This window comes from Nonomuraea fuscirosea (assembly GCF_003001935.1).
Lineage (GTDB): Bacteria > Actinomycetota > Actinomycetes > Streptosporangiales > Streptosporangiaceae > Nonomuraea > Nonomuraea fuscirosea.
This window is the reverse complement of the sequence record NZ_PVNG01000009.1, coordinates 1-15,541: the sequence shown is the minus strand read 5'-3', so window position 1 is coordinate 15,541 and position 15,541 is coordinate 1. Positions and strand designations below refer to the sequence as shown.

Genomic DNA, 15,541 nt, shown 5'->3' with positions numbered 1-15,541 from the left:
AGGCCCGGAGCGGGTCACTTGGTGGCGAAGAGCTGGGTCCAGACGATCACGCCGTTGGCGTCCTCGACGGCGCCGACCCCGGTGTAGGCGAACTTGCAGTTCAGGAGGGAGGCCTTGCTTCCGGGGTCGTTCATCCAGGACCCCACGATCACGGCCGGGGTGCGCTGGCCCTTGCCGAGGAGCTCCGCCCAACTGCCGCCGCGCTTGTAGCCGGCCGCCTTGACACGGTCGATGTAGCCCCGGCCGTCGCGGGAGTCGTGGGAGAAGTAGCCGTGCACCGCCATGTCGGCCGCGTGCGCGTGGGCGGCCCGGTGGAGTCGCGGGTGGTGCTTGAGCGCCCGGCAGCCCTTCTTCTTCGCCCGCCGGGCGTTGACCAGCCGCACCACCATGTTCTCCCGCGCCGTCCCCACCGCGGCGGCGGACGAGGAGGGCGTGACGGCCTGCGCCGTGCTCATGGGTGCGGCGAACGTGGTCAGCGTGGCGGCGACGGTGAGCAGGCCGAGGGAACGGCGCATAAGGGGATCCTCCAGGTGCGGCGGGCGGCCTCCGCATTCTGGCGCGACCCCGGTTGATGCGTCATCTTATTTCGGAATGATCACCATCCGCTACGTGTGTCAGTGGTCACCGCACTAAACGCGCAGGACGCGCGGACCGGAGTCGCCGTAGCGTTGGGCGGTGGCCCGGGGCAGCTGTTTGCCGGTGATGACGTACGTCAGCTGCTCGATGTCGGCGAACTTGGCGAAGCTGGCCACGCCGAACTTGGTGTGCTCGCACACCAGCACCGTCTGGCGGGCCGCCTGCAGGGCCGCCGTCTTGGCCTGGGCCACGGCCGGGTCGGGAGTGGTCAGCCCGCGGTCGAGCGACACGCCGTTGGTGCCCATGAAGGCCAGGTCGACGTTCAGCTCCGCGAGCATCGCGGTCGCCCATCGGTCGACGGTGCCCATGGTCTTCGGGCGTAGCCGGCCGCCGACCATGATGACGTCGTGGTCGGTCTGGCGGTTGAGTTCGGCGGCGATGGTCAGCGAGCGCGTCACGACGGTCATCCGGTGCAGCCGGCGCATCGGCCCGACCAGGTCCTCCGGCAGCGCTCCCTCGTCGAGGAAGACCGTGTCGACGTCGACCATCATGGCGACCGCGGCTTCGGCGATCATCAGCCGTTCCTCGGTCTTGGCCTTGCGCCGGTGCTCCACCGGCGTCTCGAAACGCCCGATGTCCGTGGGGTAGAAGACGCCGTACGAGCGGGCGATCAGGCGCTGCGCCTCGAGCGCCCGCAGGTCCCGGCGCAGCGTCGCGGGCGAGATCGAGAACAGGTCGGCGATGTCGGAGACGACCGCGCGGCCCTCGCTCCTGACATAGGTGAGGATCCGCTGCTGACGATCGAAGGCACGGCCGTGAAACGAGCTTGACACCTTGTTGTCACCCTTGCACATCTGGACGAAACGTTCGCGTAATGGTCACAGATTCGCCCCCATATGAACAGATTCGTCCACGAGACCGCCAGTAAAGTCTGCACCTGTTCGACCTCGATGCGGATGGGTGGTAGCCCGTGAGCAGTGGAGCAAGCGATCTCGACGCGAGATCAGCCCTCTCCGACAGCGCCCGCCAAACGGCCGATGCCCGGGAAACGACGGCCGATGGGCGGCGTGCCGCGGCACGCCGCCGATGGCGCGGGTATCTGCTGTTCGCCGCGTTCGCGCTGCCCAACCTGGCGTTGATCGCCGTGTTCTCGTACTGGCCGATCATCGAGAACGTCTACCTGAGCTTCACCACCTGGGACTTCATCTCGCCCCAGGCGGAGTGGGCCGGCCTGCTGAACTATCAGTCCCTGTTCAGCGGCTGGTCCTTCCCCGAGGTGCTGTTCCGCACCCTGGTGTGGGTGGTCGTGGTGGTGGTCGTGACCCTGGTGCTCGGCCTGGCGCTGGCCATGTTGTTCGCACAGCGCCTCCGGGGCGCCAACGCGGTGCAGACGCTCGCCTTCGCCCCGCACGTGCTGTCCGGGGCGGCGATCGCGACCATCTGGCTGTTCATCTTCGATCCGAACACCGGCCTCAGCCGGCTCGTGTTCGAGGCGTTCGGAGCGAGCTCGCCGGCCTGGACGAACGACGACTCGTGGGCGCTGTGGGCGCTGATCATCGTCTCCATCTGGAAGGGCCTCGGCTTCGTCGCGATCGTCTACCTGGTGGGCATCCAGCAGATCCCGGCCCAGGTGCTGGAGGCGGCCAGGATCGACGGCGCCGGACGGTGGACGCAGTTCCGTCGGATGATCTTCCCGCTGCTCTCCCCCACCACGTTTTTCCTGGTGATCACGCAGACGATCTCGGCCTTCCAGTCCTTCGACGTGATCGCCATGATGACCGGCGGCGGGCCCGCCCGGTCCACCACCACGTTGAGCTGGTTCATCTATGACGAGGCGTTCAACCGCGGCAACGTCGGCGTCTCCAGTGCGGCTTCCATGATCATGTTCGTGGTGCTGATGGCGATCACCGTCCTGCAGTTCCGATTCGTCGAGCGGAGGGTTCACTACTGATGACGGTCATGCCTACCGCTGCGGCGACCGAGCCCGCCCCGCGCGAACCCGGCTCCCGCCGTACGCGCTGGTGGGGCGTGCTCGCCCTGGTGATCACCGCCCTGGTCTTCCTGATCCCGCTCTATCTCTTCGTCAGTACGGCGTTCAAGACGAACGCCGACATCAACAGCTGGCCGATGCGGCTGATCCCGCGATCGCTGACGCTGGAGAACTTCGTCAACGCCTGGACGTTGGCGCCGTTCGACCAGTTCCTGATCAACTCGGTCGTGGTGGCGGCGATCGGGACGGTGCTCAAGGTGGTGCTGGCCATCTCCACCGCCTACGCCTTCGCCTTCCTGCCGTTCCCCGGCAAGCGTTACCTGTTCATCTTCATGCTCGGCGCGCTGATGGTGCCGGGGCACGTGACCCTGCTGGTGAACTACATCACCGTCGGCCAGATGAACCTGCTGAACACCTATGCCGGCCTGATCCTGCCGGGCGTGGCGTCGGCGTTCGGCACCTTCCTGCTGCACCAGTTCTTCCGTTCGCTCCCGTACGAGGTGCTGGAGGCGGCGCAGCTCGACGGCGCCGGGCACCTGCGCAGGATCTTCTCGGTCATCATGCCGATGGCCCGGCCGGCGATCATCACGGTCGGGCTGATCGCCCTGATCGACGAGTGGAACGGCTTCGTCTGGCCGCTGATCGTGACGAACTCGGTCAACATGCGGACGCTGCCGATCGGGCTGCTCTACCTCAAGGAGAACGACGGCATCAACGACTGGGGCGCGCTGATGGCCGGAACCCTGTTCGTCGTCCTGCCGGTGGCGATCGTCTTCCTGCTGGCACAGCGTTACATCGTCGCCGGTCTGGCCGGCAGCGCGGTTCGCCGGTGATGACGGTGATGACCATGTGCCTGCGATCCGGTTCGATCAGAAGGGACCCAGCGTGACCGGGACGAGTTTCAGCCGGCGCCGGCTCCTGACCGGCGCCACCGCCGCCGTGGCCAGTCTGGCGCTGAGCGGCTGCGTCGGCCGCATGGAAGGCGACTACGCCCAGGTGAGCGGGCAGGTGCCGGAGAAGTTCGCGCGCCGCCAGCGGGTCGTGCTGTGGAGTGCGTTCACTGCGCACAACGCCGAGGTCCTGCAGACCATCATCGACGGGTTCAACGCCGCGCAGCAGGACATCTACTGCGAGATCCAGCTGTTCCCCGGCTATCCCGCGCTCGACTCGAAGCTGGCCGCCAGCTTCGCCGTGGGGCAGGTTCCCGACCTCGTCACGCTCAGCGACGTGAACTGGAACCGCTACTTCCTCGCCGAGACGCTGGAACCGCTCAGCGGCTACTTCGACGCCGGCTTCCGCGCCGACGCCTTCCACCCGAGGTTCCTGGCCGAGGGCACCATCAGGGACCAGGTCTACTGGCTGCCCTGGGCCCGCTCGACGCCCCTCTTCTACTACAACAAGGAGATCTTCGCCGCCGCCGGGCTGCCCGACCGCGGGCCGAAGACGTTCACCGAGCTGCGGGAGTGGGGCCGTCAGCTCAAGGGCTTCAAGTACCGCGGCTCACCGGTCAAGATGCGCGGCTACACCGGCAAGGACGACTGGTACTTCCAGGGGTCGAGCTGGGCCTTCGACGGCAGCTACTCCGAGGGCATGACGTCGCGGCTGGACTCCGAGCAGACCGTCGCCGCCCTCGAGTTCGACCGGGCGTTCATCCACGACGACCAGATGGCCTACCTGGCCGGCGACGTCAACGCCGACTTCGCGGCCGGCGTGACGGCGACCATCTGCAACTCCACCGGCGCGCTGACCTCGCTGCTCAAGGCGGCCGAGTTCGAGTTCGGCGCGGCCTTCCTGCCCGAGCAGGACGCGCCGGGCGTGCCGACCGGAGGCAGCGGGCTGGCCATCATGCGCAACTCGACCAGGACGCGCAAGCAGGCGACCTGGGAGCTGGTCAAGTACCTCGCCGACAAGGGCGCGCCCGAGTGGAGCCTCAACACCGGCTATCTCCCGGTGACCACCAGCTCGCTCAGCTCGCCGAAGATCAAGGAACGCAACGCCGCGACGCCCGCGTACCAGGTCGCCCAGGACCAGCTCAGCCGCGCCCGTCAGGCGGACGTGATGCGCCGGTACGTGAACGAGACGATCTCCGAGATGCTGATCGTGCTGCAGAAGGTGTACGCCTCCAACGCCGACCCGCGCGAGGCGCTGCGCGAGGCGAACCGGACCCTCCACCCGGCCGTCCAGCGAGTCCTGCCGAAGTATCAGCGGCTGGTGGCCACCTGACCCCGGACCTCTCGTGCCGCCGCTCCGCCGGCTGCTCCCCCCACGAGACTCCCCCCCGCAACAAACCACAGTGAGAGAGGAAGATCGTGGCATTTGCCATCGTCGGACACCGCGGCGCCATGGCCGAAGCACCCGAGAACACCATCGCGTCCTTTCGCGTGGCCGAAGAGGTCGGCGTGGACGAGCTGGAGACCGACGTGCGGATCAGCTCGGACGGGCAGCTCTTCATGCTGCACGACGCCACCTTGGACCGGACCGCGGCCGGGCCGGCCGGCCGGGATCTGGGCCCCGTCGCGGAGCTGACCTGGGCGGAGATCAGCGCGGTCGACGTGGGCGGGGGTGAGCGGGTGCCCACGCTGGAGCAGATGTACGCGGCGACGACCCGGTTCGTCCAGCTGGAGATCAAGGATCTGGCCGCCATCGACGGCCTGACCGGCTTCTTCCCCCTGCACCCCGATTACGCCGAGCGGACGATCCTGACCGGTTTCTCCGTCGAGGCGATGGCCACCGTGGCCGAGAAGCTGCCGGAGATCCCGCGCGGCATCATCGTGTCCAAGTGGACCACCGCCGAGGCCCACCCCGGCGGCTACCGGAAACTGATCGAGGACACCGGGTCCAGCCGGATCCACAGCGGCGGCGAGGGCCTGACCGCCGAGGTCGTCAAGCAGCTGCACGACGAGGGCGTCCCGGTGCACGGCTGGCCCACGCGCGACGCGGGCGACCTGCGGCGCTGGCTCGAACTCGGCGTGGACGGGACGACCAGCGACGATCCCCGCACGGCGCGGCGGTGGCTGGCCGAGGCGCTCCGGTGACGACCGAGACGGCTGTCCCCGGCACGGGTGTGCTGGCGGCGGCGCTGTTCGACATGGACGGCACGCTGTTCGACAGCGAACCTCTCTGGGACGTGAGCCTGGCCGACTTCGCCGAAAGGCTCGGCGGCACGCTGTCGGCCGAGATCCGCCGCCGGGTGGTCGGCAGCAATCTGCGGGACACCGCCCGGATCGTGCAGGAGGACCTCGGCGTCGCCGCGGACGTCGAGGAGTCGGCCGCCTGGCTGCTGGAGCGTACCCGGCAGCTGTTCGCCCTCGGGGTGCCGTGGCGGCCGGGCGCCCAGGAGGTGGTGCGGTCCGTACGCGGGCGCGGCATCCCGACCGCCCTGGTGACCTCCAGCCACCGGGTCCTGGTGGACGAGGTGCTGGCCCAGCTCGATCCCGGCATGTTCGACACCGTGGTCTGCGGCGACGAGGTGGCGCGCCCGAAGCCCGACCCCGAGTCGTACCTGACGGCGGCGGAACGGCTGGGCGTCGATCCGCGTGACTGCGTGGCGCTGGAGGACTCCCGTCCGGGCATCGCGGCGGCGCTGGCCGCGGGCTGCCTGGTGGTGGCCGTGCCGGAGGACGGCGCGGCGCTGGCCGGCGGGCACGGCGCCGTCGTGGCTCCGCTGGAGACCGTCACCGTCGATCGGCTGATCTCGCTGCTGGCGGACCGGATCGGCTGAACGTTCCCCGCAGAACGCCCTGGCTCCCTGGACGGGGGTCAGGGCGTTCTGCATGGAACGTTCCCACATGATCGGCCCTTGACGCTATTTCGAGACTGGGTATCGTATTGCGAAACCAGAGAGTCGCGGCGAGGGGAGCAACTGTGACCGTGGCAAGGTACGGGCACCGCGGATCGTGAGGATGTCCACCCCGCCCGGGAGCGAACCGGCCGTCGTCGACAGCGCGACGGAACTCGGCGACGGGCACCGTGCCGCCGTCGTGGTCGTCGGCTCGCACGGCGGGCGTTACCCGGCCCGGCTGGCGGCGCGGGCCGGCGTCCGGGCGATCGTGTTCAACGACGCGGGCGTCGGGCTCGACCGGGCCGGAGTCGCCGGCCTGGACCACCTCGAAGCGCTGGGCGTACCGGCCGCCGCCGTGAGCCATCTGACGGCGCGCATCGGGGACGGGGGCGACGCGCTGCGGCACGGGACGATCTCGTACGTCAACGCGCCCGCGCGTGCGCTGGGATGCGCGCCCGGCATGCCCTGCTCGGAGGCGGTGCGCGCCCTCGCCCGGGCGGGCACCCCGGCGGCGCGGCCCGCGCGGCCGGAGGAGAGCCGGCACCTGCTGCGTGACGGCCGGCCGCGCGTGTGGGCGCTCGACTCCGCCTCCCTGGCCGGTCCTGGAGACGAAGGGGACGTGCTGGTCACGGGCTCCCACGGCGGCCTGCTCGGCGGGACGCCGGGCAGCGCGCTGCGCGTCGCCGCGGCCGCCGCCGTCTTCAACGACGCCGGGATCGGCAGGGACGGGGCCGGGCTGGGGCGGCTGCCGGTGCTGGACACGCGCGGGATAGCGGCGGTCACGGTGGCGGCCACGTCCGCGCGGGTGGGCGACGGGCGCTCCACCTACCACGACGGCGTGCTCTCGGCCAGGAACGAGACCGCGGCCCGCCTCGGGGCCCGGGTGGGCATGCCCACACCCGAGTTCGTCGGCCTCGTCCTGAAAGCGACCTCGTACTAGAAGCACGCGACGATCGAACGGAAAGGCGTAATGACGGAGTCCAGCACGCGCGATGCGGATCACGGACGGCCCGTCTCCGGCGGGCACGCCCTGGCGGAGATGCTCAAAATCTGCGGTGCCGGCCCCATGTTCGGCATGGCCGGTTTCCAGCTGCTGCCCTTCTACGAGGGCGTCCGCGCCCTCGGGATGGAGCACATCCTGGTGAACGACGAGCGGACCGGCGCCTTCGCGGCCGACGCGTACGCCCGGCTGACCGGCCGGCCGGGGATCTGCGACGGCACGCTCGGGCCCGGCGCCACGAACCTGGTCACGGCCCTGGTGGAGTCGCTGAACGCGGGCGTACCGGTGATCGCCCTGACCGGCGACACCCATAGGGGACACTCCTGGCGGAACATGACGCAGGAGGCCAGGCAGGTGGAGATCCTGCGCCCGGCTGTCAAGGAGCTCATCCGCGTCGAGGCCGTCGAGCGCATCCCCGAGCTGGTCCGGCGGGCGTACACGGTGGCCACCTCGGGACGTCCCGGCCCGGTGGTGGTCGACGTGCCGGAGGACGTCGCGCACGCCGAGCACGCCTTCGCGGCGGGCGACTTCCACGCCGACCTCGCGACCACCCGCGTCCCGGCCCGGCGGACCCGGCCGGACGCCTCCGACGTGGACCGCGCGGCGGAGCTGCTGGCGCGGGCCCGGCGCCCGCTCATCCTCGCGGGCGGCGGCGTGCACCTGTCGGGCGCCCACGACGCCCTGCTGCGCCTGGCGGAGGGCGCGGGCATCCCGGTGGCGCACACGCTGAGCGGCAAGGGCGCGATCCCGTGCGGGCACGAGCTGTCCGCCGGCCTGTTCGGGCGGTTCAGCAGGTACGCCAACGAGCTGATCGAGTCCTCTGACTGCCTGCTGGTCGTCGGCTGCAAGCTCGGCGAGATCGCCACCAGGCGCTACACCCTGCCCGCGCCGGGCACGCCGCTGATCCACCTCGACATCGTGGCGGAGGAGATCGGCCGCTGGGCACGTACGCCGATCGGGCTCTGGGGGGACGCGCGCGCCGGGCTGTCGGACCTCGCCACCGCGCTGGAGCCCAGCGCGCCGTCCGACGACCGGGCGGCGTACCTGCTGGAGGTGCGGCGACGGCGCGCCGCGTGGGCGCGCGACGCGCGGGCCCGCTACGAGAGCGACGAGGTGCCGATCGACATGGGCCGGTTGATCGGCGAGCTCAACCGGACCATGCCCGAGGACGGGGTGCTGGTCGCCGACGGCGGCTTCGCCAGCCACTGGGCCGGGCTGCTGTACGACACCAAGCGGGCGGGCCGGGGATTCGTCGCCGACCGCGGCTTCGCCTCCATCGGGTACGGCCTGCCGGGTGCGCTCGGCGCCGCCCTGGCCGTGCGCGGCACCGGGGCCCCGGTCGTGAGCATCACCGGCGACGGCGGGCTCAACATGACCGTCGGCGACCTGGAGACCGCCCGCCGCGCCGGTGTCGCCTTCACCCTCGTGGTCGTCAACAACGCCGCCTCCGGATACGTCAAGGCGCTCCAGCACGCCGTCTACGGCGCGGGCCACTACCAGTCCGCCGACCTTGCCGAGACGGACTACGCGGAGCTGGCCGGGAGCTTCGGCTGTCACGGGCACCGGGTCGAGCATCCGGACGAGCTGCGACCCGCCCTGCTGAAGGCGATGGCGGCCCGCGACGCGCCGAGCGTGGTCGACGTCGTGGTGACCCGCGACCCCGGCCGGATGCTGCCCGGCACGGACAACCGCACGCTCACGCTCCAGCCGGGCGACCGCCCGGCCTGAGCGCAGGAAGGATGAGCAGTGACATGAACACCGGCGAACGCGTCGCCTACGCCGGAGGCGAGTTCGTGCCCGAGGCGAAGGCCGCGATCTCGATCCTGGACCACGCGGTGCTCTACGGTGACGGAGTCTTCGAGACCGTGCTCGCCTGGCGCGGCCGACTCTTCCGGCTGGACGACCACGTACGACGCTTCCTGAGGTCGTGCGCGGCCGTCGCCCTGGACTGTCCCGTCTCCGGGGAGCGGCTGAAGGAGCTGGTCATGATGACGGTGCGCGCGAACGGGCTGGCCGACGCCTACGTCAAGTGGATCCTGACGCGCGGCTCGAACGGCACGCCGCTGATGGATCCCACCGGGTGCGTGCCGAACCTCGTCATCATGGCTCGACCATACATCGACCGCTCATCCGCGACCGGGCTGCGGGTGAAGACCGTCGCGATCCGCCGGCCGCCGGGGCAGGTCCTCGACGCGCACGTGAAGAGCCTGAACTACCTCAACCTGGTCATGGCGCGGATCGAGGCCAGGGCCGCCGGCGCCGACCAGGCGCTGATGCTGGACGTGCACGGCCGGGTGTGCGAGGCGCCCGGCTTCAACGTCTTCGTCGTCACGGACGGGGTGCTGCGGACGCCGCGGCACGACGTGCTGCGCGGCGTCACCCGGGACACGGTCCTGCGGCTGGCCGCGGAGTTGGGCCGCCAGGTGGACGAGACCGACCTTGAGCTGTACGACGCCTACACCGCCGACGAGGTCTTCCTCACCAGCACGGCGGGCGGTCTCGTGCCGGTGGTGGAGGTCGACGGGCGCAGGATCGGCGGCGGCGAGCCCGGCCCCGTGCTGTCCACGCTCCAGGACGCCTACCTTGAGGCGTTGTCGTCGGAGCGCTGGAGCACCCCGATCGCAGGCGGGGTCACCGGACCGTAGAGGCGGGCTGGTCGCCCGCGAGGCGGCGTACGCGGGACTCGGTGACCTTGCCGATCGCCTCACGCAGCCGCTCGTTGAGCGCCTTGGCCTCCTCGGCGAGCCAGGCGACGATGTCGGCGCGGCGGGCGGGCGACATGCGCTCGGTGATCGCGGCCACGCTGAGCGCCGCCACCGGCCGCCCGTCGTGCCCCAGCACCGGCACGCCGACGGCCCTCATCCCGGCCAGGATCAGCCGGTCGTTGAACGCGTACCCCAGCTCGCGGCTCTCCTCGACCACGGCCATGATCGTCGCCGAGTCGAGCTTGCCGAAGTGCGGATATTGCGGGGCGTTGGCCGCCACGATCGTGCGGATCTCGTCGTCGGGCAGCCCGGCCAGCATGGCCAGGTTGCCCGCGCCGACACCGAGCGGGCGGCGGTCGCCGACGTTGAGGCTGAGCGTCTTGATGGGGAACCCGCCGGTCACCCGGTCCACGCACACCGCCTCGTAGCCGCTGCGGATGGTGAGGTAGACGGTGTCGTGGGTGCGCTCGGCCAGCCGCAGCATGCACTCGCTGGCCAGGTCGGCCAGGCCGTAGCGGTTGGCGGCGGCCATGCCGAGCGAGAACAGGCGCAGCCCGAGGGAGAACCGGCTGGTACGCTCGTCCTGCTCGACCAGCCCGACCTGGGCGAGGGTGCCCAGGATGCGGTGGGCGGTCGCCTTGCGCAGGCCGGTGTCGGCGGCGATGTCGATCAGGCGGCGGCCGTGACCGTCTCCGGCGGCCACGGCCTCCAGGATCGCGGCGGCCCGCTCGATGCTCTGGATCGACTCCGAGTTTCGCTCCGGCGGATCCGTGTTCACGTGACCAGTCTGCCATTGCTAACCCGCGGCTTGACCGTCATCGGCAGCCCCCTCACCGGCGTTCGCTCAGAGCACCTCTGTGATCGCGCGGCACCTCCCCGGCCACGCTCACAGCACCTCCCTGATCGCCTCTTCCAGCGTCGTCGCCAGGAGATCCAGCTCCTCCTCGCCCGCGACCAGCGGCGGACCCGCCATGACCACGTTCGACAGGCCCGCGGCGGTGTTGGCGTTCATGCCGACGATGACGCCGCGCTCCCGGCACGCCGCGACGACGCGCCGGGTGACGTCGGCGGCGACGGGCCGCCTGGACACCCGGTCCTCGACCAGCTCGACGCCGGCCAGCAGGCCGAGCCCGCGCACCTCGCCCACCTGGGGCAGGGCGAGCAGCGGTTTCAGCCGCCGCGCCAGCGCGTTCCCGGCCGCCCGGGCGGGCAGGTCCTCGCCGTCCATGATGTCCATGGTGCGCAGCGCGACGGCGCAGGCCGCGGGGTGGCCGCCGAAGGTGTTGATGTGCCGCAGCCGGCCCTGCCCGGTGGCGGCGAAACGTTCGTGGATCTCACGGCGGACGGCCGTGACGGCGATCGGGAAGTAACCGTTCGCGACGGCCTTGGCCATGGTGACGATGTCCGGCACGATGCCGGAGTGCTGGTGCCCGAAGCGCCGGCCCGTACGGCCGAAACCGCAGACGGCCTCGTCCACGATGAGGAGCGCGCCGGAGCGCGCGCAGATCGCGGCCACGGCGGCCAGGTAGCCGGCCGGCGGCACGATCACGCCGCCGCCGCTGATCACCGGCTCGGCGATGACGGCGGCCACGGTCTCCGGCAGCTCGAACCGCAGCACCCGCTCCACCTCGCCCGCGCACCGCAGCGTGCAGCCGCCCTCGCACAGATGGCAGCGGTACGGGTCCGGCGGCGCGACGTGCAGGAACCCGGCGGGCAGCGGCTCGTAGCCGAGCTTGCGCTGGTTCTGCCCGGTGGCGGCCAGCGCGCCGGGGGTCTGGCCGTGATAGGCGCGGTAGCTGGAGACGATCTTCTGACGGTACGGCTCGCCGCACTGCTGGTGGTACTGCCGGGCGATCTTGAAGGCGACCTCGTTGGCCTCGGAGCCGGAGTTGGAGAAGAAGAACACGTAGTCCTCGCCGAGCCACTCCCCCAGCCGGGCCGCCAGCCGCTGCGCGGGCAGGTGGGAGTCGGTCAGCGGATAGTACGGCAGCGTCCTGAGCTGGTCGCGGGCCGCGTCGGCCAGCTCGTCGCGGCCGTAGCCGGCGTTCACGCACCACAGGCCCGACTTGGCGTCGAGGTAGCGGCGGCCGGTGTCGTCGGTGACCCAGCACCCCTCCCCCGACACCATGACCGTTCTGCGGGCCTGCGGGTCGTACCCGGACATCGGGTGCCAGACGCTCATCGCGGCGCCTCCTGCGGCGCGGGCTCCTCCTCGGCGCCGGCCGCGGCGGGCAGGCCCCACCAGCCGAACACCCGCGCGAGGACGAGCGTGACGACGCCGAACGCGACGCACGCGCCGGCCAGGCCCCAGGCGAACCCGGCGGTGACGACGATCGGCGCCGTGGTGATCAGCAGGATCTCGACCGGGGCGACGCCCAGGTAGGCGAGGCCGAAGTCCTCCAGCGTGCGGCTGCGGTTGCGCGGGTCCACGATGCGCAGCAGCGCGATGCCCGTGGCGACCGAGCCGGTCATCCAGCCCCAGGTGAAGATGGCGCGCTCGAACCAGCGGGTACGGAAGAACAGCGGCGTGACGTACCGCAGCAGCACCACGCAGTAGACCAGCCCGAACACCAGGAGCACGGCCAGCGGCACGGCGTTGTCCGCGATCACCCGCGGCACGATCGAGGTGATGGCGAAGGCGACCAGCAGGTCGGAGAACGTGCTGCTGAGCGTGGTGACCGTCTCCCGGTCCACGTGCCTTTCGGTACGGGTGAGCGTGATGACGCCCTGGAGCGCCAGCCCCGCGAGGAAGCCCAGCGCGAACACGGGGATGGAGATGTCCGGCCAGAGCTGGGTCAGGTACTGGCCGAGGAAGTACCCGGCGACGGCCGGGATGAGGATCAGCCCGAGGTGCAGCGTGAGCGACTCCAGCGAGTTCGACGACAGCGTGCCGGTGCCGATCGGGCGGCGATCCGCCTCGGGCACCACGCCGGTCCGCAGCTCGTCGGGCAGTTCGTCGAAGCGGGTGAGGGAGCCGGCCTCGCCCTTGCGCGCGGCCCACTTGGTGATGATCAGCCCGCCCACGATGCAGACGACCACGCCCATGGTGGCGGCGGTGTAGCCGAGCGAGGTGGCGTCCTGCCAGCCGCGCGCCTCGAACGCCGACCCGGCCGCCGCCGCGGTGCCGAACCCGCCCGCCCAGCTCAGCGCGAGCAGCAGCCCGAACCCGTCGGGCACCCCCCACAGCGGTCCCAGCAGGGCCAGCCCGAACGCCAGCCCGAGGCCCCACATGAACACCTCGCCCGCCTGCGAGTACGAGTAGAGCGCTCCGACCCGGGCCGCCATCCGCCGCCCGCCCCGCAGCGCGTGCCCGAGCGGGACGGCGCTCATGATCAGCACGATGAGCACGCCGGGGTACTGCCCGATCGCCTCGGAGAACGGCAGCACGTCCAGGGCATTGGGCCCGAGCAGCAGCCCGGCCAGGCCGGCCGTGATGCTGGCCGGCAGGAACAGCACCTGGAACAGGCGCACCTTGGCACGCAGGATCTGGGCGAGGACGAGCAGGGTGCAGATGATGCCGAGATCGCCAACCAACGACCAGACGGTCAACTCCACGCCTCCTCCTTTCATGGGGGGTTAGTACCGCGATGCGGGATCTGGTTCCGATAATGCACTCGGCGTGACGTCTTGTCGAGGTCGTTCCGCGATCCCGCCGACCGCCCGGCGCGTGTCAGTCCGCCTCTGCGTTCGGCCGGCGGCTGAATTGGCGGCAATCACCACAATGAGGACTAAGCTGGTAAACAGGCAGGTTAGCTACCGGAGCCCGACGAGTTCGCCCACGCAGCGTCATGCGAAGGCCACAGCTCGGCGGACTCAGTACGCCGGACGATGTCGAGCGGTGATCACACCGCCCGTTCCGTGGTACGTGTGAAACGACCGGGGGACCCACTGCCGGCGCGACGGCCGGCACAGAATCCCCGGCGAACGAGCACGGCTCGGAACCGAGCCCGTGCGCCCCGCCGGCAAGGCGCTCCGCTGACAGTGGCCGACCATGTCCACGTCCCGGGAACTCCTGACGGTGCCCTGACGTGGACCATCGTCGACCGGAAACGGTCCAGGCCACGCCCGTCCGGCATGTTCCGCCCCGCCAGGAGGCTCGAGATGTTCGAGAAGTTCACCGACCAAGCGAGGCGTTCCGTCGTCCTGGCACAGGAGGAGGCCAGGACGCTCAACCACAATTTCATCGGCACCGAGCACATCCTGCTCGGCCTGATCCATGAAGGGAGCGGTGTGGCCGCCAAGGCTCTGGAGAGCCTGGGCGTCAGTCTTGAGGGTGTGCGCCAGCAGGTCGAGGAGATCATCGGCCAGGGCCGGCCCACCGAGCCCGGACAGATTCCGTTCACCCTGCGGGCCAAGAAGGTCCTGGAGCTGTCGCTCCGTGAGTCCGTGCAGCTGGGTCATGGCTACGTCGGCACCGAGCACATTCTGCTCGGGCTCATCGCCGAAGGTCAGGGCGTGGCCACTCAGGTGCTGATCAATCTTCAGGCCGACCCCGGGCGGATCCGGACCTGGATCCTGCGCTCCCTTTCCGGGCGCGAGGGCAGCCGGCCGGAGACGCCCTTCGCCCTTCCCGACTCGAACCGGCCCTCCCCCGGAACACTCGATCAGTTCGGCCGCAACCTGACCCAGGCCGCCCGCGACGGCGAGCTGGATCCGGTCATCGGCCGTGAGCAGGAGATCGAGCGGGTCATGCAGGTCCTGTCCAGGAGGACCAAGAACAACCCCGTTCTCATCGGCGAGCCCGGCGTCGGCAAGACCGCCGTCGTCGAAGGCCTGTCGCAGAAGATCGTCAGGGGCGAGGTGCCCGAGACGCTGAAGGACAAGCAGCTCTACACGCTCGACCTCGGCGCCCTGGTGGCCGGCTCGCGCTACCGCGGTGACTTCGAGGAGCGCCTGAAGAAGGTGCTCAAGGAGATCCGCACGCGCGGCGACATCATCCTGTTCATCGACGAGCTGCATACACTCGTGGGCGCGGGCGCCGCCGAGGGCTCGATCGATGCCGCCAGCATCCTCAAGCCGATGCTGGCGCGCGGCGAGCTGCAGACGATCGGCGCGACCACGCTCGACGAGCACCGCAGGCACTTCGAGAAGGACGCCGCCCTCGCCCGCCGCTTCCAACCGGTTCTCGTCACCGAGCCCTCGCTCAGCCACACGATCGAGATGCTCAAGGGTCTGCGCAAGCACTACGAAACCCATCACGCCGTCTCGATCACCGACGACGCTCTGATCGCCGCCGCGCGGCTGGCCGACCGCTACGTCAGCGACCGCTTCCTTCCCGACAAGGCGATCGACCTCATCGACGAGGCTGGAGCGCGGCTGCGCATCCACCGGATGACCGCGCCGGCCGGCTCGTCCGCCGAAGACGTCGTCACCGAGGAGCTGATCGCCGAGGTTCTGGCGACCGCCACCGGCATCCCGGTCTTCAAGCTGACCGAGGAGGAGTCGCAGCGCCTGCTCCGCATGGAGGACGAGCTGCACAAGCGGATCAT

General features: G+C 70.6%; 14 protein-coding genes. 9 read left to right on the top strand and 5 right to left on the bottom strand.

Annotated elements, in window-relative coordinates; translation table 11 throughout:
* Window positions 1–14: 14 nt before the first annotated feature.
* Both B0I32_RS21125 and B0I32_RS21120 read right to left on the bottom strand, forming a co-directional pair.
* On the bottom strand, window positions 15–515 hold the full coding sequence (locus tag B0I32_RS21125) for a CAP domain-containing protein (protein WP_106241978.1): 501 nt from the start codon (window positions 513–515) through the stop codon (window positions 15–17).
* A 114-nt stretch (window positions 516–629) separates the two neighbouring features.
* Window positions 630–1,409 carry a DeoR/GlpR family DNA-binding transcription regulator gene (locus tag B0I32_RS21120; protein ID WP_181307621.1) on the bottom strand — a complete coding sequence of 260 codons (780 nt, stop codon included), beginning with the start codon at window positions 1,407–1,409 and terminating at the stop codon, window positions 630–632.
* A gap of 137 nt (window positions 1,410–1,546) precedes the next feature.
* Between B0I32_RS21120 and B0I32_RS21115 the strand changes: the two genes are divergently transcribed.
* The 8 genes from B0I32_RS21115 (at window position 1,547) to ilvE (ending at window position 9,992) form a co-directional block, all read left to right on the top strand.
* Window positions 1,547–2,527, top strand: coding sequence for a carbohydrate ABC transporter permease (locus B0I32_RS21115; RefSeq protein ID WP_106241973.1), 981 nt, complete (start codon window positions 1,547–1,549; stop codon window positions 2,525–2,527).
* Entirely contained in the window at window positions 2,527–3,399 is an 873-nt protein-coding gene (locus tag B0I32_RS21110) for a carbohydrate ABC transporter permease (protein WP_219911928.1), read from the top strand. The genes B0I32_RS21115 and B0I32_RS21110 overlap by 1 nt, the downstream gene beginning before the upstream one ends.
* Before the next feature lie 52 nt (window positions 3,400–3,451).
* Window positions 3,452–4,789, top strand: coding sequence for an ABC transporter substrate-binding protein (locus tag B0I32_RS21105; RefSeq protein ID WP_146178255.1), 1,338 nt, complete (start codon window positions 3,452–3,454; stop codon window positions 4,787–4,789).
* A gap of 86 nt (window positions 4,790–4,875) precedes the next feature.
* Window positions 4,876–5,601, top strand: coding sequence for a glycerophosphodiester phosphodiesterase (locus B0I32_RS21100; RefSeq protein WP_146178254.1), 726 nt, complete (start codon window positions 4,876–4,878; stop codon window positions 5,599–5,601).
* Window positions 5,598–6,287: an HAD family hydrolase gene (locus B0I32_RS21095; RefSeq protein WP_219911927.1), complete on the top strand. Its 690-nt coding sequence runs from the start codon at window positions 5,598–5,600 to the stop codon at window positions 6,285–6,287. The genes B0I32_RS21100 and B0I32_RS21095 overlap by 4 nt, the downstream gene beginning before the upstream one ends.
* Window positions 6,288–6,468: 181 nt before the next feature.
* Window positions 6,469–7,287 (top strand): hypothetical protein, encoded by an 819-nt coding sequence (locus B0I32_RS21090; protein WP_106241965.1) that lies wholly within the window; start codon window positions 6,469–6,471, stop codon window positions 7,285–7,287.
* 30 nt (window positions 7,288–7,317) lie between these two features.
* The gene (locus tag B0I32_RS21085; protein ID WP_106241963.1) at window positions 7,318–9,075 is read left to right on the top strand and encodes a thiamine pyrophosphate-binding protein; all 1,758 of its coding nucleotides are present in this window, start codon (window positions 7,318–7,320) and stop codon (window positions 9,073–9,075) included.
* Between the two features lie 23 nt (window positions 9,076–9,098).
* On the top strand, window positions 9,099–9,992 hold the full coding sequence (gene ilvE / locus B0I32_RS21080; protein WP_181307619.1) for a branched-chain-amino-acid transaminase: 894 nt from the start codon (window positions 9,099–9,101) through the stop codon (window positions 9,990–9,992).
* On the opposite strand, the gene B0I32_RS21075 is transcribed toward ilvE, so the two are convergent.
* From B0I32_RS21075 to B0I32_RS21065, 3 genes are all read right to left on the bottom strand, one after another.
* Window positions 9,979–10,830, bottom strand: coding sequence for an IclR family transcriptional regulator (locus B0I32_RS21075; protein WP_219911926.1), 852 nt, complete (start codon window positions 10,828–10,830; stop codon window positions 9,979–9,981). The two genes, ilvE and B0I32_RS21075, sit on opposite strands and share 14 nt — an antisense overlap.
* A gap of 108 nt (window positions 10,831–10,938) precedes the next feature.
* Window positions 10,939–12,234: an aminotransferase gene (locus B0I32_RS21070; protein ID WP_106241958.1), complete on the bottom strand. Its 1,296-nt coding sequence runs from the start codon at window positions 12,232–12,234 to the stop codon at window positions 10,939–10,941.
* The gene (locus tag B0I32_RS21065; protein WP_181307617.1) at window positions 12,231–13,607 is read right to left on the bottom strand and encodes a sodium/glutamate symporter; all 1,377 of its coding nucleotides are present in this window, start codon (window positions 13,605–13,607) and stop codon (window positions 12,231–12,233) included. Before B0I32_RS21065 ends, B0I32_RS21070 begins: the two co-directional genes overlap by 4 nt.
* 546 nt (window positions 13,608–14,153) lie before the next feature.
* On the opposite strand from B0I32_RS21065, the gene B0I32_RS21060 reads away from it, so the two are divergent.
* The coding region (locus B0I32_RS21060) for a Clp protease N-terminal domain-containing protein (protein WP_146178253.1) at window positions 14,154–15,541 on the top strand (1,388 nt) is incomplete at its 3' end.

Excerpts from the sequence above, each read along its gene's own strand:
- B0I32_RS21125 (WP_106241978.1), bottom strand. The coding sequence starts at position 515 with ATGCGCCGTTCCCTCGGCCTGCTCACCGTCGCCGCCACGCTGACCACG.
- B0I32_RS21110 (WP_219911928.1), top strand. The coding sequence starts at position 2,527 with ATGACGGTCATGCCTACCGCTGCGGCGACCGAGCCCGCCCCGCGCGAA.
- B0I32_RS21090 (WP_106241965.1), top strand. The coding sequence starts at position 6,469 with ATGTCCACCCCGCCCGGGAGCGAACCGGCCGTCGTCGACAGCGCGACG.
- B0I32_RS21085 (WP_106241963.1), top strand. The coding sequence starts at position 7,318 with ATGACGGAGTCCAGCACGCGCGATGCGGATCACGGACGGCCCGTCTCC.
- ilvE (WP_181307619.1), top strand. The coding sequence starts at position 9,099 with ATGAACACCGGCGAACGCGTCGCCTACGCCGGAGGCGAGTTCGTGCCC.
- B0I32_RS21070 (WP_106241958.1), bottom strand. The coding sequence starts at position 12,234 with ATGAGCGTCTGGCACCCGATGTCCGGGTACGACCCGCAGGCCCGCAGA.